At 52.8% G+C, this 24,778-nt stretch carries 16 protein-coding genes and 1 pseudogene; 13 read left to right on the forward strand and 4 right to left on the reverse strand.

The window, feature by feature from the left end; all coding sequences use genetic code 11:
• Positions 1–28: 28 nt before the first annotated feature.
• The 5 genes and pseudogenes from BL249_RS11290 to BL249_RS11315 form a co-directional block, all read left to right on the forward strand.
• Positions 29–2,170: pseudogene (locus BL249_RS11290) on the forward strand (DNA translocase FtsK); the annotation flags it as partial.
• Between the two features lie 179 nt (positions 2,171–2,349).
• A complete protein-coding gene (lolA, locus tag BL249_RS11295; protein WP_099705235.1) occupies positions 2,350–2,961 on the forward strand; it encodes an outer membrane lipoprotein chaperone LolA in 612 nt (203 codons plus the stop codon).
• A 7-nt stretch (positions 2,962–2,968) separates the two neighbouring features.
• Positions 2,969–4,318 carry a replication-associated recombination protein A gene (locus tag BL249_RS11300; RefSeq protein WP_099705236.1) on the forward strand — a complete coding sequence of 450 codons (1,350 nt, stop codon included), beginning with the start codon at positions 2,969–2,971 and terminating at the stop codon, positions 4,316–4,318.
• Positions 4,319–4,410: 92 nt separating this feature from the next.
• Positions 4,411–5,703: a serine--tRNA ligase gene (gene serS, locus BL249_RS11305; RefSeq protein WP_099705237.1), complete on the forward strand. Its 1,293-nt coding sequence runs from the start codon at positions 4,411–4,413 to the stop codon at positions 5,701–5,703.
• Between the two features lie 642 nt (positions 5,704–6,345).
• A complete protein-coding gene (locus BL249_RS11315) occupies positions 6,346–7,497 on the forward strand; it encodes an MFS transporter (protein WP_099705239.1) in 1,152 nt (383 codons plus the stop codon).
• Between the two features lie 56 nt (positions 7,498–7,553).
• On the opposite strand, the gene pflA is transcribed toward BL249_RS11315, so the two are convergent.
• The 4 genes from pflA to ycaO all read right to left on the reverse strand — a co-directional run bounded on the left by pflA (position 7,554) and on the right by ycaO (position 13,757).
• Positions 7,554–8,294: a pyruvate formate lyase 1-activating protein gene (pflA, locus tag BL249_RS11320; protein ID WP_099705240.1), complete on the reverse strand. Its 741-nt coding sequence runs from the start codon at positions 8,292–8,294 to the stop codon at positions 7,554–7,556.
• Between the two features lie 163 nt (positions 8,295–8,457).
• A complete protein-coding gene (gene pflB, locus BL249_RS11325; protein ID WP_099705241.1) occupies positions 8,458–10,740 on the reverse strand; it encodes a formate C-acetyltransferase in 2,283 nt (760 codons plus the stop codon).
• A 76-nt stretch (positions 10,741–10,816) separates the two neighbouring features.
• The gene (gene focA / locus BL249_RS11330; RefSeq protein ID WP_099705242.1) at positions 10,817–11,674 is read right to left on the reverse strand and encodes a formate transporter FocA; all 858 of its coding nucleotides are present in this window, start codon (positions 11,672–11,674) and stop codon (positions 10,817–10,819) included.
• A gap of 325 nt (positions 11,675–11,999) precedes the next feature.
• Entirely contained in the window at positions 12,000–13,757 is a 1,758-nt protein-coding gene (ycaO, locus tag BL249_RS11335; RefSeq protein WP_099705243.1) for a 30S ribosomal protein S12 methylthiotransferase accessory factor YcaO, read from the reverse strand.
• 302 nt (positions 13,758–14,059) lie between these two features.
• Between ycaO and serC the strand changes: the two genes are divergently transcribed.
• From serC to lpxK, 8 genes are all read left to right on the forward strand, one after another.
• Positions 14,060–15,145, forward strand: a complete 1,086-nt coding sequence (gene serC, locus BL249_RS11345) for a 3-phosphoserine/phosphohydroxythreonine transaminase (RefSeq protein WP_099705245.1) — start codon at positions 14,060–14,062, stop codon at positions 15,143–15,145.
• Positions 15,146–15,239: 94 nt separating this feature from the next.
• The gene (gene aroA / locus BL249_RS11350) at positions 15,240–16,526 is read left to right on the forward strand and encodes a 3-phosphoshikimate 1-carboxyvinyltransferase (RefSeq protein ID WP_099705246.1); all 1,287 of its coding nucleotides are present in this window, start codon (positions 15,240–15,242) and stop codon (positions 16,524–16,526) included.
• 167 nt (positions 16,527–16,693) lie between these two features.
• Positions 16,694–17,383, forward strand: a complete 690-nt coding sequence (gene cmk, locus BL249_RS11355) for a (d)CMP kinase (RefSeq protein WP_099705247.1) — start codon at positions 16,694–16,696, stop codon at positions 17,381–17,383.
• A 105-nt stretch (positions 17,384–17,488) separates the two neighbouring features.
• Positions 17,489–19,162, forward strand: coding sequence for a 30S ribosomal protein S1 (gene rpsA, locus BL249_RS11360; protein ID WP_099705248.1), 1,674 nt, complete (start codon positions 17,489–17,491; stop codon positions 19,160–19,162).
• A gap of 91 nt (positions 19,163–19,253) precedes the next feature.
• Entirely contained in the window at positions 19,254–19,538 is a 285-nt protein-coding gene (gene ihfB, locus BL249_RS11365; protein WP_099705249.1) for an integration host factor subunit beta, read from the forward strand.
• Positions 19,539–19,714: 176 nt separating this feature from the next.
• Positions 19,715–21,982, forward strand: a complete 2,268-nt coding sequence (locus tag BL249_RS11370; RefSeq protein WP_099705250.1) for a DNA internalization-related competence protein ComEC/Rec2 — start codon at positions 19,715–19,717, stop codon at positions 21,980–21,982.
• Positions 21,983–22,017: 35 nt separating this feature from the next.
• Entirely contained in the window at positions 22,018–23,766 is a 1,749-nt protein-coding gene (gene msbA, locus BL249_RS11375; protein ID WP_099705251.1) for a lipid A ABC transporter ATP-binding protein/permease MsbA, read from the forward strand.
• Positions 23,763–24,743, forward strand: a complete 981-nt coding sequence (gene lpxK, locus BL249_RS11380; RefSeq protein WP_099705252.1) for a tetraacyldisaccharide 4'-kinase — start codon at positions 23,763–23,765, stop codon at positions 24,741–24,743. Before msbA ends, lpxK begins: the two co-directional genes overlap by 4 nt.
• Positions 24,744–24,778 lie beyond the last annotated feature (35 nt).

A 24,778-nucleotide genomic window follows, 5' to 3' on the forward strand; every position in this document is an offset into this window, starting at 1 on the left:
GCCGGGGTTTAGTGCTATCAGCGGAGATGACGATTACAACCCGCAGGTTAAACAGGGCATTGGCCCTGAATTACCCCGGCCTAATAAAGTTAAATTACCGACGCGCCGGGAGCTGGCCTCTTATGGTATTAAACTGCCCTCTCAGCGGATGGCTGAAGAGAAAGTGCGTGAACAGGAAAGTCAGCTGCGCCAGGCACCGCCTGAGGACGATGCGGAGCAACAAGCCGCGTTGCGTGACGCTTTTCTTGCACAACAGCAACAGCGCTATGGTGAGCCTTTAAGTGAAGAAGATGAAGAGGCATTGCAACAAGCGGCGCTGGCCCGTCAGTTTGCCGAACAGCAGCGTCAGCGTTATGACGCCGAAGGAGAGACGCCGCAAAACGATGAACAACGTTCACGGGTTGAACTCGATACGGGCAATGCTTTTCATTTTTCTCCGGTGACAGATCGGGGGGATAACAACCCGCTTGCCCCCCGGTTTACCACTGCGCCCTCAACGACGACGCCTTCTTCACCTGACCAGCCACCGGCACATTTAGACGCAGACTCTTCGCCATTTGGCGCTGCACAAACTGCTTTTACTCCGCAACCGGCGGCGCAGACGCCCTCGCCGGCAGAGGCGTTTAAAGAGAGTCTGTTTCATCCGTTTCTGGTGCGCGATGAGCAGCCAGTTCAGCGGCCGACTACGCCGTTGCCCACGCTGGAGCTGCTTGCGTCGCCGCCTGCAGAAACCGAGCCAGTGGACCATTTTGCTCTGGAACAGACTTCGCGCCTTATTGAAGCCCGGCTGGCGGATTACCGGGTCAAAGCTGACGTAGTAGGCAGTTCACCGGGGCCGGTGATTACCCGTTTTGAACTGGACCTGGCGCCTGGCGTAAAAGCAGCGCGGATTTCCAACCTGTCGCGTGACCTGGCCCGTTCGCTCTCTGCGGTGGCGGTGCGAGTCGTGGAAGTGATCCCCGGCCGGCCTTATGTCGGCCTTGAATTACCGAATAAACATCGCCAGACCGTCTATTTACGCGAAGTGCTGGACTGTCCGGCATTTCGTGACAATCCGTCGCCATTGTCGATTGTGTTAGGTAAAGATATTTCTGGCGATCCGGTGGTGGCCGATTTGGGCAAGATGCCACATCTGCTGGTGGCAGGTACAACCGGTTCCGGGAAATCGGTCGGCGTTAACGCCATGATCCTCAGCATGCTGTATAAAGCGACACCGAAAGAAGTGCGCTTTATCATGATCGATCCGAAAATGCTTGAGCTTTCGGTTTATGAAGGTATTCCGCATCTGCTGACTGAAGTGGTCACCGACATGAAAGATGCGGCAAACGCATTACGCTGGTGCGTCGTGGAAATGGAGCGTCGCTATAAGCTGATGTCAGCGCTGGGCGTACGTAATATTGCCGGCTACAACGAAAAAGTTGATATGGCTGAAGCCATGGGGCGTCCGATACCCGATCCGTTCTGGAAACCCACCGACAGTATGGATATCTCACCGCCGGTACTGGAAAAAGAACCCTATATCGTGGTGATGGTTGATGAATTTGCTGACCTGATGATGACGGTTGGCAAAAAAGTAGAAGAGCTGATTGCGCGTCTGGCACAGAAGGCGCGTGCTGCTGGTATCCACCTGGTACTGGCTACCCAGCGTCCTTCGGTGGATGTTATCACCGGCCTGATTAAAGCTAACATTCCTACGCGCATTGCCTTTACCGTTTCCAGCAAAATTGATTCGCGTACGATTCTCGATCAGGGCGGCGCTGAGTCGTTGCTGGGGATGGGGGATATGCTCTATCTGGCGCCTAACTCATCCATTCCGGTACGCGTTCACGGTGCTTTTGTCCGTGACCAGGAAGTCCATGCCGTGGTGCAGGACTGGAAAGCACGTGAGCGTCCTGCATACAAAGAGGGCATTCTCACTGGCGGCGAAGATAGTGAAGCTGGTGGTGGCGGTATTGAAGGCGACGAAGAGCTCGATCCGTTGTTTGACCAGGCCGTCAGCTTTGTGGTGGAAAAGCGTCGCGCTTCTATTTCCGGGGTACAGCGTCAGTTCCGCATTGGTTATAACCGGGCAGCACGCATTGTTGAACAGATGGAAATGCAGGGGATTGTTTCTGCGCCTGGCCATAACGGCAACCGTGAAGTGCTGGCGCCGCCGCCGCATGAAATGTGATTACAGCGTTTCTGTTCTGTGTGTGGGTCAGGCTTGCCTGGCCCATTGATTTTTAACCGCAGATGCCCGGCGTAATGATTCAGGGTAATCTGCTGTTGGCCTGTTTTGTATTAGCGTAATTTGTTGTTGACCTCCCTCGCCATGACGGCGGAGAACGGCTTTTTTAAGAAGGATGACCGATGAAAAAACCTGTTATTGCCTGTAGCTTACTGTGCGCCCTGGTTTCGACAGGCGCGCTGGCGGACGCTTCGCGGGATTTGCAGCAGCGTCTGAATAAGGTCAGCAGTTTTCATGCCAGTTTCAGCCAGAAAGTCACAGATGCCAGTGGCGCCAACGTGCAGGACGGCCAGGGGGAACTGTGGGTTAAGCGTCCGGATCTGTTTAACTGGCACATGACGGCGCCGGATGAAAGCGTGCTGATTTCTGACGGCAAAACGCTGTGGTTCTATAATCCTTTTGTTGAGCAGGTCAGCGCCACCTGGCTGAAAGATGCCACCGGCAATACGCCCTTTATGCTTATTGCCCGCAATCAGTCAGGCGACTGGGCGCAGTACAACGTGAAGCAGCAGGGTGATAATTTTGTCCTGACACCGAAAAAGGATAACGGTAATCTGAAGCAATTTACGATTAGCGTGACGCCGTCAGGCACCATCAATCAGTTCAGCGCAATCGAGCAGGATGGTCAGCGCAGTCACTATACGTTGAAAAGTCAGCAAAATGGTGCGATAAGCCCGGACAAATTTACCTTTACGCCGCCGAAAGGGGTCACGGTGGACGATCAGCGCCAGTGAGGTTTGCGTGAGTACGCTCTCTTTGGATTTTTCTGACCAGAGTTTCCAGCCGCTGGCTGCGCGTATGCGGCCGGGAACCCTGCAGCAGTATATCGGACAGCTGCATTTGCTGGCGGCCGGCAAGCCTTTGCCCAGAGCCATTGAGGCCGGGCATCTGCATTCGATGATTCTCTGGGGGCCGCCGGGCACTGGAAAAACCACCCTCGCTGAGATTATCGGCCGTTATGCTCAGGCTGACGTTGAACGAATCCCGGCGGTGACGTCCGGCGTGAAAGAGATCAGAGAAGCCATTGAGCGCGCCCGCCAAAATCGTCAGGCCGGGCGCCATACCATCCTGTTTGTTGATGAAGTGCATCGCTTTAATAAAAGTCAACAGGATGCCTTTTTACCCCATATCGAAGACGGTACGGTAACCTTTATTGGTGCCACCACGGAAAATCCGTCTTTCGAGCTGAATTCTGCGTTGCTGTCCCGCGCCAGGGTGTATCTGCTGAAATCACTGAGCACTGAGGATATTGAACGGGTGCTGAGTCAGGCGATGGAGGACAGCGAACGCGGCTACGGTAAGGAAAACCTCGTGCTGCCGGCGGAAACGCGCAATATGATTGCCCGGCTGGTGAATGGTGATGCCCGGCGCGCACTCAACACCCTTGAGATGATGGCGGATATGGCCGAGGTCAACGAACAAGGGCAACGTGAACTGACGCCAGCGTTATTAAACGCGGTATCGGGGGAGCGAAGCGCGCGTTTTGACAATAAAGGTGACCGTTATTACGACTTAATTTCGGCGCTGCATAAATCGGTACGTGGTTCGGCACCGGATGCGGCGCTTTACTGGTATGCGCGCATTATTACCGCCGGAGGCGATCCGCTGTATGTTGCCCGCAGGCTGCTGGCAATTGCTTCTGAAGACGTTGGTAATGCCGATCCCCGGGGTATGCAGGTAGCGATTGCCGCCTGGGACTGTTTTACCCGGGTTGGTCCGGCTGAAGGTGAACGAGCCATTGCCCAGGCAATTGTTTATCTGGCCTGTGCCGCTAAAAGTAACGCCGTATATAACGCTTTTAACGCCGCGATGCGCGATGCGCGCGATAATCCGGATTATGACGTGCCGCAACATCTGCGCAATGCGCCGACCCGACTAATGAAGGAGATGGGGCTGGGTGCTGATTATCGCTATGCCCACGATGAGCCTAATGCTTACGCCGCAGGCGAGAATTATTTTCCGCCTGAAATGGCAGACAAACGTTATTATCAGCCGTCTTCCCGCGGTCTTGAAGCTAAAATCGCTGAAAAGCTGGCGTGGCTGGATGAACAGGATCAAAATAGCCCGATAAAACGCTACCGCCGATCATAACCTTGCGGTAAGGTTAGCAATAATTTCAACGTATTCGCTACGGCGTGTACGACCCTCCGGATACTTTTAATTACAATAAGCACAGGACAACAATGCTCGATCCCAATCTGCTGCGTAATGAGCCAGACGCAGTTGCTGAAAAACTGGCACGCCGAGGCTTTAAACTGGATGTTGCCACTTTGCAATCTTATGAAGAGCGCCGCAAAGTGCTGCAGGTGGAAACTGAAACCTTGCAGGCAGAGCGTAATGCCCGCTCCAAAGCTATCGGCCAGGCAAAAGCGCGCGGTGAGGATATTGACCCGCTGCGCAGTGAAGTTAACCTGCTTGGTGAACGGCTTGATGCGGCAAAAACAGAGCTTGATACGCTGCAGGAGCAGATCCGGCAGCTGGCGTTAACCATCCCCAATATTCCCGCAGAAGAGGTACCGGCAGGTAAAGATGATTCGGAAAACCTGGAAGTCAGCCGTTGGGGAGAACCCCGCCAGTTTGATTTTGCGGTGCGTGATCATGTTGAATTAGGGGAAAGGGCCAAAGGGCTGGATTTTGCCTCAGCGGCCAAACTGACCGGTTCACGCTTTGTGGTGATGCAAGGGCAGATCGCCCTGATGCACCGGGCGCTGAGTCAGTTTATGCTGGACCTGCATACCGGTGAACATGGTTACAGTGAAACCTATGTTCCCTACCTGGTTAATCATGCCACGTTATACGGTACCGGCCAGCTGCCAAAATTTGGCGAAGATCTTTTTCATACCCGACCACTGGAAGAAGAGGCCAGCAGCAGTAACTATGCGTTGATCCCGACCGCTGAAGTGCCATTAACTAACCTGGTACGCGATGAAATTGTTGAAGAAGAGCGGTTACCGCTCAAACTGACAGCACATACTCCCTGCTTTCGCTCGGAAGCCGGAGCCTATGGTCGTGATACCCGCGGGCTGATTCGCATGCACCAGTTTGATAAGGTTGAGATGGTGCAGATCGTCAATCCTGACACCTCCATGCAGGCGCTGGAAGAGTTAGTGGGACACGCCGAAAAAGTGTTACAGCTGCTCAGGTTACCCTATCGTAAAGTTCTGCTTTGCACCGGTGACATGGGATTTGGTGCCTGCAAAACCTACGATCTGGAAGTGTGGCTACCGGCACAGGACACTTACCGTGAAATCTCCTCCTGCTCAAATATGGGGGATTTTCAGGCGCGGCGTATGCAGGCTCGTTGCCGGGCGAAAGGCGAGAAGAAAACCCGTCTGTTGCATACCCTGAACGGTTCTGGTCTGGCGGTCGGGCGTACGCTGGTGGCGGTGATGGAAAACTATCAGCAAGCCGACGGACGTATTGCGGTGCCTGACGTGCTGCGGCCTTACATGAAAGGGCTGGAGTTTATTGGTTAGCCTGTTTATTCAAAATACAGAGCAGGCTGCAGGATGCAGTCTGCTATTCTGCCTGTTACCCTAAGATCGCGGACTGGCCGCCATCGTATCTGTTTCTGTCAGCGTTGCTGCACCAACGGATTTATACATAAGGAAATGTCATGATTAAATGCAACGTATGCGGTTTAATCGTTCTGCTTCTCACTGCCTGTTCAGGTACCGACACGTTTTATAATAATATCAATCACTGCCAGGGCCACGATTGCGATTGCAGGACGCACCGGGATGTGGGCGGATCTTTTATGTTCCATAAACCGACAAAACAAGGGAAACGGCGCATTATGCAGGGGGAACCCCCGGAATTTGAGTCAGATAACCCGGCGATCAGTGTCGGTTTCTGTCACGGGGACTAACGGGTTTGTTAGCTGAAAATCTTCCAGTAATTAATCTCATCGATAATGACGCAGACACCGTCATTCATATCTGATATTTCAATGAGATAACTGCCAGCAGGCGCTGACAATCGTTTGCGCTAACTTACTGTTAATAAAAAAATTAAATCAAACCACGGCAAAATGTGCCGTGGTTAATTTTTGTTCATTGACATTAGCCATGGTAATGGCAATATGCCGGCAAAATGTTTCCTGTTGCCGGTTTTTTACTATGCTGACCTGGTCCCGTTCCGTCGTTTTATTACTGTGTGGCATGATGCTGCTGACGGTATCTATTGCGGTTTTAAATACGCTGGTGCCGCTGTGGCTGAGCCACGATTTGCTGCCTACCTGGCAGGTAGGTGTGGTCAGCTCTGCCTATTACAGCGGTAATCTGGCGGGGACACTGATGGCCGGCTGGCTGGTTAAGCGCGCGGGCTTTAACCGTAGCTATTATCTGGCCAGTGCCCTGTTTGCGCTGGCTACGCTGGCCATGGGTTTTTCACAAGGCTTCTGGAACTGGTCATTGTGGCGCTTCGCTGCCGGTGTCGGCTGCGCGCTAATCTGGGTGGTGGTGGAAAGTGCCTTGTTGTGCAGTGGTACTCTGAAAAACCGTGGTCAGCTGCTGGCGGCCTATATGATTGTGTACTATCTGGGTACGGTAGCCGGGCAGCTGCTGGTCAGCAAAGTGTCCACCGAATTGTTCAGCGTCTTGCCGTGGGTGGTGGCTGTGGTGGTCGCCGGCATGCTGCCGCTGGTGTTCGTTAAAATTATGGCCAGCAGTGAGCATGCTGAAGAAACACCATCGAATCTCTGGCCGATGCTGCGGCGGCGCAGTTCTCGCCTCGGTATCAATGGCTGCATTATTTCCGGTATTCTGCTCGGTTCATTATACGGTCTGATGCCGGTATACCTCTCTCATCAGGGTATGAGTGATGCCCGGGTTGGTTACTGGATGGCTTTACTGGTCAGCGCGGGTATTGTTGGTCAGTGGCCCATTGGGCGACTGGCGGATCGTTTTGGTCGTCTGACGGTACTGCGGGTGCAGGTATTCGTGGTTATTCTTGGTGCTATGGCGATGCTGAGTAATGCGGCAATGGCCCCGGCGCTGTTTGTGTTAGGTTGTGCCGGCTTTACCCTTTACCCGGTGGCGATGTCCTGGGCGTGTGAGACGGTGCCCCATCATCAGCTGGTTGCCATGAATCAGGCCCTGCTGCTGAGCTACACCACCGGCAGTCTGGTGGGTCCCAGTATGACCGCATTGCTGATGCAGAATTATTCCGATGAATTACTGTTTGTCATGATTGCCGCAGTGGCCTGCGTGTATCTGCTGATGCTGTTGCGCAAGGCCGACCACCATGCCACGCCGGTGGCGCATGCCTGACGGGGATTGGCGTGAAAAAGGCGACATAATGTCGCCTTTTTCCTCACGCTGCACTATCAGTACATCACCTGATGACCGTAGCTGAGCAGTATATTTTTAACCCGTTCCATGGTTTCTGTTGTCGGCGGATGGACCCCTTCCAGTTTGTACTCTTCCCCCATGGCTATCCATTTGTGTTTGCCCAGTTCGTGATAAGGTAGCAGTTCAATTTTTTCAATATTCTGCATGTCGCGGGTGAATTCGCCCAGCCGGTGCACTGAGTCATCATCATCGGAATAGCCGGGCACCACTACAAAACGAATCCAGGTGCGGACATTCTTTTTCGCCAGATAGCGGGCAAAGTCAAGGGTGCGGTGGTTAGAGACTCCCACCAGAATCTGGTGAATATCATCATTAATCTGTTTAAGATCGAGCATCACCAGGTCGGTCACATCAAGCAATTCGTCGATAACCGGTTCATAGCGGCGGACAAAACCATTGGTATCCAGGCAGGTGCTGATGCCTTCCGCCCGGCAGGCGCGAAACCAGTCACGGACAAACTCAGCCTGCAGGATAGCCTCGCCACCGGAGGCGGTGACGCCGCCGCCGGACGCGTTCATAAAATGGCGATAGGACACCACCTCTTTCATCAGTTCTTCTACGCTGATTTCACGGCCAACGTGGGTGTCCCAGGTGTCGCGGTTATGGCAATAGAGGCAGCGCATCAGGCAGCCCTGAAAAAAGGTGATAAAACGGATGCCCGGGCCATCCACGGTTCCGCAGGATTCAAAAGAGTGAATGCGGCCTTTAACTGACATTGCGATGTTCTCCCCATAATATCCCCGCCTGGCGAGGGGCAGTCTTGTGGCTGCGTGAAGTGAGATTTGCTGGCGTCCTGCACAGAAAGCCAGCAAATCTGACTTGAATAAAAAGGCTCCCAGCGGGAGCCTTTTGCCTGAACCATCCGTTACCTGCCAGAGATTACATCGTCTGGGTAAAGGTACGGGTAATCACGTCCTGCTGCTGCTCTTTGGTCAGCGAGTTAAAGCGGACGGCGTAACCTGAAACGCGAATGGTCAGCTGCGGATAATTTTCCGGATGATCCATCGCATCAAGCAACATTTCACGGTTCATGACGTTGACGTTAAGGTGCTGGCCACCTTCGATATCCGCTTCATGATGGAAATAACCATCCATCAGACCGGCAAGATTGGTGCGGCGCACGTTATCGTCTTTACCCAGTGCATTTGGAATAATGGAGAAAGTATAAGAAATTCCATCTTTTGCATAGGCAAAAGGCAGTTTCGCCACAGACGTCAGTGAGGCAACGGCACCTTTCTGGTCACGACCGTGCATCGGATTAGCGCCCGGGCCAAACGGCGCACCGGCACGACGGCCATCCGGTGTGTTACCCGTTTTCTTACCATAAACCACATTAGAGGTAATCGTCAGCACTGATTGTGTGGCGACGGCACCGCGATAGGTGGTCAGCTTCTGAATTTTTTTCATAAAGCGTTCTACCAGGTCACAGGCCAGATCATCAACGCGCGCATCGTTATTACCGAACTGTGGATATTCACCTTCAATCTCGAAGTCAATCGCCAGACCATCGGCATCACGCACCGGTTTCACTTTGGCATATTTAATTGCAGACAGCGAGTCAGCCGCCACCGACAGACCGGCGATACCGCAGGCCATGGTGCGATAAACATCCCGGTCATGCAGCGCCATCAGCGAGGCTTCGTAACTGTATTTATCATGCATATAATGAATGATATTCAGTGCGGTGACATACTGTTTTGCCAGCCAGTCCATAAAGTGGTCCATGCGTGCCATCACGCTGGTAAACTCCAGTACGTCGTCTGTAATCGGCGCTTCTTTCGGTCCGACCTGCATTTTCATCTTTTCATCGACACCGCCATTAATTGCGTACAGCAGTGTTTTTGCCAGGTTGGCGCGGGCGCCAAAAAACTGCATCTGTTTGCCGACAATCATCGGGCTGACACAGCAGGCGATGGCGTAGTCATCGTTGTTGAAGTCAGGACGCATCAGATCGTCATTTTCATACTGCAATGAAGAGGTATCGATCGAGACTTTAGCGGCATAGCGTTTAAAGTTAACTGGCAGTTTTTCGGACCATAAAATGGTCATGTTCGGCTCCGGTGACGGACCCATAGTGTAGAGAGTATTGAGGAAGCGGAAGCTGTTTTTGGTGACTAGCGTACGGCCATCCAGCCCCATGCCGGCCAGTGATTCTGTCGCCCAGATCGGGTCGCCGGAGAACAGTTCATCATATTCGGGTGTACGCAGGAAACGCACCATACGTAGCTTCATCACCAGATGGTCAATCAGTTCCTGCGCCTGTTCTTCATTCAGCTTGCCTTCCTGCATATCGCGTTCGAAATAGACGTCAAGGAAGGTTGACACGCGGCCGAATGACATGGCTGCGCCATTCTGCGATTTAACTGCTGCCAGGTAACCGAAATAGACCCATTGTACCGCCTGACGGGCATCAGCGGCTGGCGCGGAAATGTCACAGCCATATTTAGCCGCCATCTCTTTCATCTGGTTCAGCGCGTGATACTGGTCTGAAATTTCTTCGCGCAAACGGATAGTCGCTTCCAGATTGACCCCGTTTTCCAGATCCTGTTGCAGGGAGTTAAACTGGGCCAGCTTATCCTGCATAAGATAATCAATACCATACAGCGCAACCCGCCGGTAGTCGCCGATAATACGTCCACGACCATAAGCGTCCGGCAGGCCGGTTAGCACGCCGGATTTGCGGCAGCGCAGAATATCCGGGGTATAGACATCGAATACCCCCTGGTTATGAGTTTTACGGTATTCGGTAAATATTTTTTTTAGCGCCGGATCCAGTTCGCGGTTGTAAGCCTTGCAGGAACCCTCCACCATTTTGATACCACCAAACGGAATAATGGCGCGTTTTAACGGCGCTTCCGTCTGCAGACCAACGATTTTTTCAAGATTTTTGTCAATATAGCCGGCATCGTGTGAGGTGATTGTTGACGCGAGGGCGGTATCAAAATCGACCGGTGCGTGGGTACGGTTTTCAATTTTAATGCCTTCCATCACGCTTTCCCACAGCTGCGTTGTGGCGTGAGTGGCACCGCTAAGAAAAGCTTCATCACCTTCATAAGGTGTATAGTTTTTCTGGATGAAGTCACGAACATTGATGCCGTTCTGCCATTCGCCTTGCTGGAAACCACGCCATGCAGCCGACATTTTTTCATTCAACCCGGTCATGATAGTACCTGCCTTATGATATAAAATTTTCCTGATGTCCTCACGTCGTTGACGGGAGGTGAGTTAATCGTAAAGATTAATGCTGGCCCGATTCCCGCAGATAAATTACCCAGTAAGTGAGTCCTACCAGTAGTCCGCCACCAATAATGTTGCCAAGGGTTACCGGAATCAGGTTATTGATAATAAAATCTGTGACGGTCAGAGAAGGAAAGCGGGCGGCGCTCAGCCCGGTCATTTGCCAGAAATCCGCTGAAGCAAAGTCTCTGATAATAATACCAAGCGGGATAAGAAACATATTGGCGATGCTGTGCTCAAAGCCGCTGGCGACGAACATGGCCACTGGCAGAACCATGGCAAACATTTTGTCCAGCAGGGTTCTGCCTGAATAGCTCATCCATACCGCAAGACAAACCATCAGGTTTGCCAGAATACCGAGGCAGACCGCTTCGATAAAGGTGTGATGCAGTTTATGATCGGCAGTTTGCAAAACGTTGACACCCCAGGCACCATTCGCGGTCATATGCTCACTGGAAAACCACATCAGAGCGACGAAAAACAGTGCGCCGAAAAGATTACCAATATAGACATTGAGCCAGTTACGTAACAGTTGTGCCCAGCTGATACGTCCACTGGCTTTGGCGACAACGGTCAGTACGCTAGAGGTGAACAGATCGGCGCCGCATACCACCACCAGCATTAAGCCAAGTGAAAAACAAATGCCGCCGATCAGTCTGGCAATGCCAAAAGGCATGGCGCTGGTGCCGGTAGTGGCAGTGATATAAAAAACGAAAGCGATAGAAATAAAGACGCCAGCCGTTATGGCGAGGAAAAAGGTGGTAAAAGGGTGCTTTGTTGCTTTATAAACGCCGGCATCTTCAGCCACTTTGGCCATTTCGGCCGGCATCAGCAAATTAAACGGGTTGTCAGCGCTCACGTCAACTGTCTCCCAATATTTTCAATAAAGAAATACTAACAAATCATTATAGAGATGAATTTGACCTGGATCATATTGGCCTGACCACTTGACCGTTAATAACGAGCTGTGCACGGCTGTTTTTATATAATTCATTGATAATAAAATAGAAAAATAATTTTAATTTATACGATTATTTTTTAAGTTGACGATAGGTCAGGACGCGGACGGCAGGCGAAAGAGAGGGTAAGTTGATTTATCTGACAATTACTGGTGGGAAGACGTGCGGATTACATTGAAAAATTTTCAAAAAATAATGGCTACCTCGCGGTAGCCAGTTCATCGGTTATTTCCAGAAGCGTCTTTTCGCCTGCTGCAGCTTTTCATAGGCTGCCAGCAACGCCTGATGGGCAGGGAAAGCGTTGAAATCTGCATCAACCGCCGGCAGACCATAAAACGGTGCGCTACCGTTCAGGGCGGCACTGGCGTCGGCAACCGCCTGCGCACCGTACATGCGGATAAAGGCATGCTGGTATTGTTGCGGATCGCGCTGGGGTTCCATGGCCAGCAATAACTGCGTTTGCAGACAGCGATAGTAGTTAGCACGTGCCGGGGTAAACACCGAGCTGTTAAATTCCATTGTCCATTCGGTCCAGATCAGTGCCTGTTCTAAATCACCACCGGCCAGTGCCAGCATGGCTTTCAGTTCACCTATTCGCAGCGTGTACCAGCCATTATCTTTACCGCTCGCCAGGCCAAGCAGTTCACGCACGCGGGTGAAGTCGTCATAGCCTTCTTCGTCAAGCTGTTCAATTAGTGCCAGATATGCGTCGGCTGGCCAGCGGCTGGCGGGCAGAGAAAGCAGGGTGTCCCGCAGCGCGGCGCCCATATTGTTGTTCGCCAGTAACAGATCTTCAGCCGGATAAATATCAGACATGCCGGGCACCACAATGCGGCAGGCGTAAACATCGAGATGTTCATAATCCGCGATATATACTTCTTTATCTTCCGCCTGGAAAATCGCCATCAGCGTGGCAAATTCTTCCTCTGTGGTGCCGTCGAAACGCCAGTCAACGAAGGGGTAATCGGCGGCAGACTTAAACAGATCCCAGGAAATTGCCCCGCTTGAATCAATAAAGTGGGTTTCAAGATTGGCATGTTCTGCCACTTCTTCATCATCGAAGGTCGGTGGGGTAAACACATCCAGATCTTTCAGACTGCGCCCCTGCAATAACTCAGTAACGGTGCGCTCCAGCGCGACACCAAAATCCGGATGGGCGCCAAACGAAGCGAAACAGGTCCCATTGGCCGGATTAAACAGCACCACACAGATAACCGGGTAACGTCCCCCCAGTGAGGCGTCGTAAGCGAAAATGGGAAACCCTTCTGCTTCTAATTTTTCAATGGCCTCAACGACCCCAGGATAGCGTGACAGGACGCTTTGCGGAATAGCCGGAAGGCTGATGGCTTCAGCAATAATACGGTTTTTAATATAGCGTTCAAAGACTTCTGACAAGGCCTGCACCCGGGCTTCATTACGGGTATTCCCGGCAGACATCCCGTTGGAAACATAGAGGTTGCCAATAATATTCATCGGGATATAGACCGTTTTCTGGTCTGACTGACGCACAAAGGGAAGGGTACAGATGCCTCGCGTACGGTTGCCGGATTGCAAATCCACCAGCGCGCTGGCGGTTAATTCATTTTCCGGATCGTAAAAATGGCGCAGCTTTTCATCCAGGATCCCGGCAGGCAAGCAATTATCCTCTGGCAGAGGAAACCATTTTTCATTGGGATAATGAACAAAATCACCGTTAGCCAGCGATTCACCCAGCCAGAAATCGGCAAAGAAATAGTTGGTCGAAAGGCGTTCAAAGTATTCGCCAAGGGCCGATGCCAGGGCGGCTTTTTTGCTGGCACCTTTGCCATTTGTAAAGCAAAGCGGGCAGTCACGGTCGCGGATATGCACTGACCAGACGTGGGGGACAGGATTCAGCCAGGAGGCTTCTTCAATATTAAAGCCAAGATCCTGAAGTTTTTGCTGGAAGCGCGCGATAGAATCTTCCAGCGCGGCGTCTTTGCCTGGAATATAGGTTTGCGTCATAACGGCCCACTATAATTAACGATAGTTGTGCGGAAAGCGCGCAATCATACGGTGTTTTAGGGGGAATCGCTATCGCTGTGCTGACATTTTAGTCGCCGCTGATTCTGCTCATGGCCAGAGGCAACGGCCTGCTGCTGCCGGCTGTCATGAAATGCTGTTTGCGTGCAGTGCTCCGCTATCTTCTGCGGGGGGCAAAGGTGAAAAACTGGCTCGCCTGGCGGATAAGTCATTGCAGCGTCTGGGGCGGGGTGTTAAAACCGAGTATGGAAAGCGGGTTTATTCATAATGAGTGGTGAGGATAAATGAGTCAGGTCTTCAATTTTAGCTCCGGCCCGGCAATGCTGCCGGTGGAAGTGTTGCGTCGTGCTGAACAGGAACTGTGCAACTGGCAGGGGTCGGGTACATCGGTGATGGAAATCAGTCATCGTAGCAAGGAGTTTATTCAGGTTGCCGAAGAAGCGGAGAAGGATTTTCGCGATTTGCTGAAGGTCCCCGCTGATTATAAAGTGTTATTCTGTCACGGCGGGGCCAGAGCCCAGTTCGCCGCGGTGCCACTTAATCTGCTTGGCGACAATTCGCACGCCGACTATGTCGACGGCGGCTATTGGGCCGCCAGTGCCATCAAGGAAGCGAAAAAATACTGTACACCTAATGTTATTGACGCAAGAACCACCGTTGACGGTCGCCGCGCTATCCGCCCGATGCGCGAATGGCAGTTAAAAGAGGATGCGGCTTATCTGCATTTTTGTCCCAACGAAACCATTGATGGGATTGCTATTGAAGAACAGCCTGATTTTGGCGATAAAGTGGTGGTTGCTGACCTGTCGTCGACGCTGCTTTCCCGTCCGATTGACGTCAGCCGCTACGGCGTTATCTATGCCGGGGCGCAAAAAAATATCGGGCCGGCCGGGCTGACGGTGGTAGTGGTGCGCGAAGACCTGCTTGGCAAGGCGCGTCAGGTGCTACCTTCCGTGCTTGATTATAAGGTGTTAAGCGACAATGATTCCATGTTTAATACCCCGCCGACCTTTGCCTGGTATCTCTCTGGCCTGGTATTTAAGTGGCTGAAAGAGCAGGGTGGTGTCAACGAACTGGACAAGCGTAATCAGGCAAAAGCCGATTTACTGTATGGTGTTATCGACAACAGCGACTTTTATCGTAATGATGTCGCGCCGGCAAACCGTTCACGGATGAATGTCCCTTTTCAGCTGGCCGATGCCTCGCTGGACAGCCTGTTTCTGGCGGAATCACTGAAAGCAGGGTTACATGCGCTGAAAGGTCACCGCGTGGTCGGCGGTATGCGGGCATCTATTTATAATGCGATGCCGCTGGAAGGGGTCAGAGCGCTGACTGATTTTATGACCGACTTTGAACGCCGCCACGGTTGATTGATAAAACACGTTTAATCGCATTACAAAATGATGGCGCTGAAGTATTGCTCCGGCAGCTTCAGCGCTTTTATCGCTGGAGAATAGGTTTCACATGCAGGACTCCCTGAAATTACAACCGGTTTCCCGGGTTAATGGTATCGTTAACCTGCCGGGTTCTAAAAGCGTGTCTAATCGCGCCTTGTTACTGGCAGCGATGGCGTCCGGCACCACGCGACTGACAAATTTGCTCGACAGCGATGATGTGCGTCATATGCTGAACGCCCTGGCCCTGCTGGGTGTGAAATACTGGCTTTCTGACGATCGTCGTACCTGTGAAGTGACCGGTATTAACGGCCCGTTACGCAGTGACCGTCCGCAGGCGCTTTTTTTAGGTAATGCCGGAACGGCAATGCGTCCGCTGGCGGCGGCGCTCTGTCTTGCTGATAACGATCTGCTGTTAACCGGTGAACCGCGTATGAAAGAGCGGCCGATTGGCCATCTGGTTGATGCGTTGCGCCAGGGCGGCGCGCGGATTGATTACACTGAACAGGAACATTATCCGCCGCTGCGTCTGCGCGGCGGGTTTAGCGGTGGACAGGTTGTGGTGGATGGATCGGTTTCCAGCCAGTTTCTCACCGCATTATTAATGACAGCGCCACTGGCGCCGCAGGATACGGTGATAACTATCAAGGGTGAGCTGGTCTCTAAACCTTATATTGATATTACCCTGCATTTGATGAAAGCCTTTGCCGTTGAGGTTGAAAACCATGATTACCAGGTGTTTCGCATCAAAGGCGGGCAGCGTTACCACTCTCCCGGGCACTACCTGGTGGAGGGGGATGCGTCATCGGCGTCCTATTTTCTCGCCGCGGCGGCAATCAAAGGCGGAACGGTAAAAGTGACCGGTATTGGTAAAAACAGCGTACAGGGTGATATCCGCTTTGCCGACGTGCTGGAAAAAATGGGCGCAACGATTGAATGGGCCGCCGATTCTATCAGCTGTTCGCGCGGTGAGTTAAAAGCAATAGACATGGATATGAACCATATCCCCGATGCCGCGATGACTATCGCGACCACCGCGCTGTTTGCTGAGGGCACAACCGTCATGCGTAATATCTACAACTGGCGGGTAAAAGAGACTGACCGTCTGGCGGCAATGGCAACCGAATTGCGTAAAGTTGGCGCCGGGGTTGAAGAGGGACATGACTATATCAGCATCACACCGCCGCAGAAACTAAAAGAAGCCAGCATTGCCACCTATAATGATCACCGGATGGCAATGTGTTTTTCGCTGGTTGCGTTGTCCGATACGCCGGTGACAATCCTTGATCCTGGCTGCACGGCGAAAACCTTCCCTGACTATTTTGACCAGTTTGCCCGCATCAGTCAGTCGCGCTAAAACATGACGTGGCTGGTAGCGTTCGCTGCTGCCACGGCACTTTTTCACAATGTGCCGGCTATTTTATTCTATCATCCCTGCAGGGGTAACTATTCGTCGTATGGCTGCGTATAATGCACAGCGGTTGCCGCCATAAAAACAGGCTTAACACCGACAGGAGAGAATAAATGACAGCAATAGTCCCGGTGATAACCATTGATGGGCCAGGTGGTGCAGGGAAGGGAACGCTGTGTAAAGCGATGGCAGCGGCTTTATCCTGGCGTTTACTTGATTCCGGCGCAATTTATCGGGTGCTGGCACTGGCTGCTTTGCATCATCATATCGATATCACTTCGGAAGAGGCCCTGGTACCGGTAGCGGCGCACCTTGATGTCCGTTTTGATGTTAATCAGGGCGAGACCCGCGTGGTTCTGGAAGGCGAAGATGTGACGACGGAAATCCGTTCTCAGGAAGTCAGTAATACCGCCTCGAAAGTTGCGGTATTTCCCCGGGTACGTGAAGCGTTGCTGCGTCGCCAGCGTGCTTTTCGTGATGCGCCGGGTCTGATTGCCGACGGACGGGATATGGGAACGGTGGTTTTTCCTGATGCGCCGGTAAAAATTTTTCTTGATGCCAGCGCAGAAGAGCGCGCTCGCCGCCGTATGCTACAGTTGCAGCAGAAGGGCTTTAGTGTTAACTTTGAGCGCCTTTTAGCCGAGATAACAGAACGCGACGACCGCGATCGTAACCGTGCTGTCGCCCCGTTAGTCCCTGCCACGGATGCATTAGTACTGGATTCTACCAGTATGACGATTGAGCAGGTGATTGAAAAAGCACTAAATTATGCCCGTGAAAAGCTGGCACTGCCCTCGGCTTAAATTTGTAGTACCCCTGCTGACAGGATGTTTGCAGGTATGTGAAACAACCCCATCCGACAATGACGTCAGGTGGACGTTAAATTGAAGAATCCTAAGATTATCAATATGACTGAATCTTTTGCTCAACTCTTTGAAGAGTCCCTGAAAGAAATCGAAACCCGTCCGGGTTCCATCGTTCGTGGCGTTGTTGTCTCTATCGACAAAGACGTAGTTCTGGTTGATGCGGGTCTGAAATCTGAATCTGCAATCCCTGCAGAGCAGTTTAAGAACGCAGCCGGCGAGCTGGAAATCCAGGTTGGTGACGAAGTTGACGTTGCGCTGGACGCAGTAGAAGATGGCTTCGGTGAAACCCTGCTATCCCGTGAGAAAGCTAAACGTCATGAAGCCTGGATCACGCTGGAAAAAGCATACGAAGACGCTGAAACTGTTACCGGTGTTATCAACGGCAAAGTTAAAGGTGGCTTCACAGTTGAGCTGAACGGTATTCGTGCGTTCCTGCCGGGTTCTCTGGTAGACGTGCGTCCGGTACGGGATACCCTGCACCTGGAAGGTAAAGAGCTGGAATTCAAAGTGATCAAGCTCGACCAGAAGCGCAACAACGTTGTGGTATCACGTCGTGCTGTTATCGAATCAGAAAACAGTGCAGAACGCGATCAGCTGCTGGAAAACCTGCAGGAAGGCATGGAAGTTAAAGGTATCGTTAAGAACCTTACCGACTACGGTGCATTCGTTGATCTGGGCGGCGTCGATGGCCTGCTGCACATCACCGATATGGCGTGGAAACGCGTTAAGCATCCGAGCGAAATCGTTAACGTGGGCGATGAAATCACTGTTAAAGTGCTGAAATTCGACCGCGAGCGTACCCGTGTTTCTCTTGGCCTGAAACAGCTGGGCGAAGATCCGTGGGTTGCTATCGCTAAGCGTTACCCGGAAGGCACCCGCCTGACCGGTCGCGTAACCAATCTGACTGATTACGGCTGCTTCGTTGAGATCGAAGAAGGCGTGGAAGGACTGGTTCACGTTTCTGAAATGGACTGGACTAACAAAAACATTCATCCGTCGAAAGTGGTTAACGTCGGTGATGTGGTTGAAGTCATGGTACTGGATATCGACGAAGAGCGTCGCCGTATCTCTCTGGGCCTCAAGCAGTGCAAAGCCAATCCATGGCAGCAGTTTGCAGAAACCCACAACAAAGGCGATCGCGTTGAAGGTAAAATCAAGTCAATCACTGACTTTGGTATCTTCATCGGCCTTGATGGCGGTATCGACGGTCTGGTTCACCTGTCTGACATTTCCTGGAATGCCACTGGCGAAGAAGCGGTGCGCGAGTACAAGAAAGGTGATGAAATCGCCGCTGTGGTGCTGCAGGTTGATGCCGAACGTGAACGTATCTCCCTTGGTGTTAAGCAGCTGGCAGAAGACCCGTTCAACAATTACATCTCTCTGAATAAGAAAGGTGCCATTGTTACTGGTAAAGTCACGGCAGTTGACTCGAAAGGTGCTACAGTTGAATTAGCTGACGGCGTGGAAGGTTATCTGCGTGCTTCTGAAGCTTCACGCGATCGCATTGAAGATGCAACTCAGGTGCTGAACGTGGGTGATGAAGTTGAAGCCAAATTTACAGGCGTCGACCGCAAAAACCGTGTTGTCAGCCTGTCAGTTCGTGCGAAAGACGAAGCTGATGAGAAAGATGCCATTGCCACTGTGAACAATAAGCCGGAAGAGGGTAACTTCTCTAACGCAATGGCTGAAGCGTTCAAAGCAGCGAAAGGCGAGTAATATCATTATCCTGCAGGGCGGCGCCAGTGTGTCGCTCTGACGGGATAGATAATTGCTACACTCTATGCTCAAGGAATTAACCGGAGGATTTATGACCAAGTCAGAACTGATTGAAAGACTTGCAGGCCAGCAAACTCATATTCCGGCGAAAGTCGTTGAGGATGCGGTTAAAGAAATGCTCGAACATATGGCAACAACGTTGTCACAAGGTGAACGCATTGAAATCCGCGGCTTTGGTAGTTTCTCTTTGCATTACCGTGCTCCCCGTACCGGACGTAATCCTAAAACGGGTGACAAAGTGGATCTGGAAGGTAAATACGTTCCCCATTTTAAACCGGGCAAAGAGCTACGCGATCGGGCAAATATCTACGGTTAATTCACCGACTGGCAAAAAACGACACTACGGTGTCGTTTTTTTTTGCCTTGCGTAACGGGCGTGAAATTTCAGTTATGCGTTAAAAATTTTACGTAGCGACACGCATCACGGCAGTATGGCCGGCGAAGCATAACGGCTGGCAAGGCATACTTTTCTTCTGACTGAAGGGGAAAAGTATGGTGGTTAACTTAACTCAGCTGGCGCTAATAACCGTTCTGGCAACCCTGCCGCTGGCCTTCCTGCCGGCGCTGCCGGCAACGTCTATCCTCGGGCTGACCGCCTGTTGTGGCGTTTTACTGCTGCGCCTGCCTTGGCGCGGGATGTGGTATGGCGGTCTGCTGCTGCTACTGTTTAGCTGGTCTGCCTGGCAGGGGCAACGCCTGTTAACACAAATGAATAACCTCAGCTGTGGCAACGTGGAAGCCCAGGTCACGGTAACCGAGGTACAGCCCGATAAACACCGTATTCAGATCCGTCTCGATCGGATTAATCATCAGCCGCAGTTCCCGCCGTTACGGGCGATAATTTACCCCCGCGGCAGCCAGATGACGCAATTTTGCAGCGGGCAGCGTTGGCAGATGACCCTGACACTGCGGCCGGTACACGGCTGGCTTAATGAAGGCGGCTTCGACAGTCAGCGCTATCGTCTGGCAAACGGTAACCCGCTACAGGGACGGATAATTAGCGCCGGGGCTTTACAGCGCCACTGTGGTTATCGGGCAAGGTTAATCCGGCTGGCGCAGCAGCATACGCAAAACAGGCACTGGGGGGGCATTCTCAATGCGTTGACGTTCGGCGACCGCAGCGGGATTGACCGTGCAACTAACCAGCTGCTGCGCGAGACCGGCATTATGCATCTGATAGCCATTTCAGGTCTGCACATCAGCTTTGCCGCGGCGGCCGGCTGGCTGCTGGGACGGCGCTTACAATTTTTTCTGCCGACGGCCCGCATTGACTTCAAAATGCCGTTACTGGTGGGGATGAGCGTGGCCATGGCTTATTGCTGGCTGGCGGGCACTAATCCACCGGTTATGCGCGCTATTCTGGCGCTGCTGAGCTGGAACCTGTTGCGTCTGGCCGGCTGGCACTGCCGTAGCGTTCAGGTCTGGCTGTTGTGTCTTGCCCTGCTGTTATTCACCGACCCGATAAGCATCCTTTCTGACAGCCTGATTCTTTCCATTGTGGCGGTGGGCGGGATTTTACTCTGGTATCGCCTGGCACCGCTGCCCGGCTGGATCCCACGTAAATGGTACTGGGGCTGGTTACATCTTTTGCATTTACAGCTGGGAATATTGCTGCTGATGTTGCCGGTACAGGCGATGATGTTCCATGGCTTTAGTCTCAGCGCGCTGTTTGCCAACCTGTGGGCGGTGCCGGTGGTGTCGATGGTGTCAGTACCGCTGAGTCTGCTGGCGGTATGCTGTTCCCCGTGTTATCTACTGGCTGCGTGTTTCTGGTGGCTGGCTGATCAGAGTCTGATGATTGTGTTCTGGCCTTTACAGCGGCTGCCCAGCGGCTGGTTTACCTTATCTGAAACGCAATGCTGGTTAAGTAGCGGGATATGGCTGGTGCTGGCTGCATGGCGTTTTGCTCTCTGGCGCGGCCATCTTGCCAGTCTGCTGGCGTTGATGATGGCTGTCTGGCTATGGCGCATGTATCCACCGCAGCCGCAGTGGCGCGTGGATATGCTGGATGTCGGGCACGGGCTTGCCCTGGTGATTTCGCGTGGTCAGCGGGCGGTGATTTATGATACCGGCAAACGCTGGCCTGGTGGGGACATGGGGCGAAGTGTCATTATTCCCTGGATGCAGTGGCATCATCTGCGGCCGGATCAAATTATCCTGAGCCATGGCGATCTTGACCATATCGGCGGGCTGGCCAGCCTGCTTGCACACTGGCCACAAACAGCGGTACGCAGTCATTTTGGTCCGGCTGACCGTCTGCCTTGTGAACGCGGTAATCACTGGCGCTGGCATGGGCTGACATTCAGCGTACTCTGGCCGCTGAAAGAGGATAAGGGAAAAGATAACAATCATTCCTGTGTTATCCGTATCAGTGACGGCCGCTGGCGGGTACTGCTGACCGGTGATCTGGAATCGCGCGCAGAGTACCGGATTCTTGGACTGGACAGAACAGCATTGCGGGCCACCGTACTGCAGGTTGGTCATCACGGTAGCCGCAGCTCCTCTTCATGGCCGTGGCTGCGCAGCATTGCAGGTCAGGCCGCGCTGGCTTCAACATCCCGTTATAACCCCTGGCGCTTGCCGGCAAGCGTGATAATAAAACGCTTTCGTGACAACCATTATCACTGGTGGGATACCGCTAAATCCGGTCAGATAAGCGTTAAATTTTATCGCAACCGATGGGCAATCGACGGGTTCAGGGAACAAATAATGCCCAGATGGTATCATCAGTGGTTTGGCGTGCCGCGCGATTCCAGGTAGAATGAGCGGCTGTTTTCAGATAAAGCGGTTAAATAATGCATCCGGATAAAGACCTTACCACCTGGCAGACCTTCCGCCGGCTATGGCCAATGATCGCGCCATACAAAACCGGGCTGATCGTTTCAGCCATTGCTCTGGTGATCAACGCCGCAGGCGATGCGCTGTTGTTATCATTACTTAAACCATTGCTCGACAAAGGTTTTGGTAAAGCAAATAACACGGTTCTGATGTGGATGCCGCTGGTTGTGATTGGCCTGATGCTGATGCGCGGGATTACCAGTTATATTTCCAGTTATTGCCTGTCGTGGGTATCGGGTAACGTGGTAATGACCATGCGTCGCCGCCTGTTTGGCCATATGATGAGTATGCCGGTCTCCTTTTTCGATCAGCAGTCCACCGGTACGCTGCTTTCACGCATTACCTATGATTCAGAGCAGGTCGCTTCCTCCTCCTCAGGGACCCTGGTCACCGTGGTACGGGAAGGCACTTCGATTATTGGCCTGTTTATTATGATGTTTTATTACAGCTGGCAGCTGTCGCTGATTCTGATTCTGCTGGCACCGGTGGTGTCGCTGGCCATTCGGTTCGTTTCCCGACGTTTCCGTGACATCAGTAAAAATATGCAAAACACCATGGGGCAGGTAACCACCAGCGCTGAACAGATGCTGAAAGGGCATAAAGAGGTGCTGATCTTTGGCGGCCAGGATGTGGAAAATCGTCGTTTTGAGAAAGTCAGCAATCGCATGCGTCAGCAGGGCATGAAACTGGTTTCTGCCTCGTCAATTTCCGATCCGATTATTCAGCTTATTGCCTCCCTGGCGCTGGCTTTTGTTCTTTATGCTGCCAGCTTCCCTGCGGTAATGGAAACCCTGACGCCGGGCACCATCACCGTGGTGTTTGCCTCCATGCTGGCGCTGATGCGACCGCTGAAATCATTGACCAACGTTAATGCCCAGTTTCAGCGTGGGATGGCGGCCTGTCAGACGCTGTTTGCCATTCTTGACGGTGAACAGGAAGTGGACAGCGGACAGCGCGTGATTGAGCGTGCCCAGGGTGACGTTGAGTTTAAAAACGTCACTTTCACTTATCCGGGACGTGATGCTCCGGCTTTGCATAACATCAGCCTTAACATACCCAAAGGCAAAACCCTGGCGCTGGTGGGCCGCTCCGGATCGGGTAAATCCACTATTGCCAGCCTGCTGACGCGTTTTTATGATATCCAGCAAGGGGAAATTTTAATCGATGGTCACGATCTGCGTGAATATACCCTTGGATCGCTGCGTAATCAGGTAGCGCTGGTATCGCAAAATGTCCATCTGTTCAATGATACCATTGCCAACAATATTGCTTACGCACGTGAAGAACAATACAGCCGTGAGCAGATTGAGCGCGCTGCCCGCATGGCTTATGCCATGGATTTTATCGGCAAAATGGATAACGGGCTGGATACGGTGATTGGTGAGAACGGCGTGCTGTTGTCCGGCGGACAGCGCCAGCGTATTGCTATTGCCCGTGCGCTGCTGCGTGACTGTCCGATTCTGATTCTTGATGAAGCTACCTCGGCGCTGGATACCGAATCTGAACGTGCCATTCAGGCCGCGCTGGAGGAATTACAGAAAAACCGCACCGCGCTGGTCATTGCCCACCGTCTGTCCACCATCGAAAAAGCCGATCAGATTGCGGTGATTGAAGACGGGCGGATTGTTGAGCAGGGTACGCATAGCGTGCTGCTGAGCAACAATGGCATTTATGCGCAGCTGCATAAGATGCAGTTTGGTCAATGATAGCGCGTATCTGGAGTGGTCAGTCTCCACTCTGGCTGCTGTTGTGGCCGCTTAGCCTGCTTTATGGCCTGATCAGTCATTGCATTCGCCTGAGTTATCAGTGCGGTTGGCGAAAGGCGTGGCGCGCCCCCGTTCCGGTGGTGGTGGTGGGCAACCTGACCGCCGGCGGTAACGGTAAAACGCCGCTGGTTATCTGGCTGGTAAAACGGCTTCAGCAGGCAGGATTGCGGGTAGGCGTGGTTTCCCGGGGGTACGGAGGCCGATCGGCACATTATCCCCTGTTGCTGGATGCGGCCAGCACGCCGTTTCAGGTCGGTGACGAACCGGTGCTGATATGGCAACGTACCGGCGCAGCGGTCGCGGTGGCTCCCCGACGGCGTGATGCGGTTTGTGCCCTGCTGGCGGCAGGCAACATTGATATCATTATTTCCGATGATGGCTTGCAGCATTACGCGCTGGCGCGTGATTACGAGCTGGTGGTTATTGACGGCGAACGGCGGTTTGGTAACGGCTGGTGGCTGCCCGCCGGACCAATGCGTGAACGTGCGTCACGCCTGAAGCAGGTCAACGCGCGGGTGGTTAACGGTGGACAGGCGGCGGCGGATGAAATTGCTATGCAGCTTACCGCCGGTCTTGCGGTTAATCTGCTGTCAGGTGAACAACGGCCAGCGGCACAGTTGCACAATGTGGTGGCGATGGCAGGTATTGGTCATCCGCCGCGATTTTTTGCCACGCTGCGCCAGCTGGGCGTCACGCCGCGGCGTGAAGTTGCCTTTGCCGATCATCAGCATTACGTGCTGAGTCAGCTTGCTCCGCTGGCCCGCGCGGATGAAACGCTGATAATGACGGAAAAAGATGCGGTAAAAGTGCGCGCCTTTGCTGAAAAAAACTGGTGGTATCTGCCGGTTGAGGCACAACTGGACCTGCAGGGTCACGATTTAACTGGCGAAATTCTCCGGCTGTGCCAGTCTGATTAAATCTCTCCTGCGCACCGTGTTCGCGCATCGCAACA

It is taken from the genome of Erwinia sp. OLFS4, from assembly GCF_002752165.1.
In the GTDB taxonomy this organism is placed as follows: domain Bacteria; phylum Pseudomonadota; class Gammaproteobacteria; order Enterobacterales; family Enterobacteriaceae; genus Izhakiella.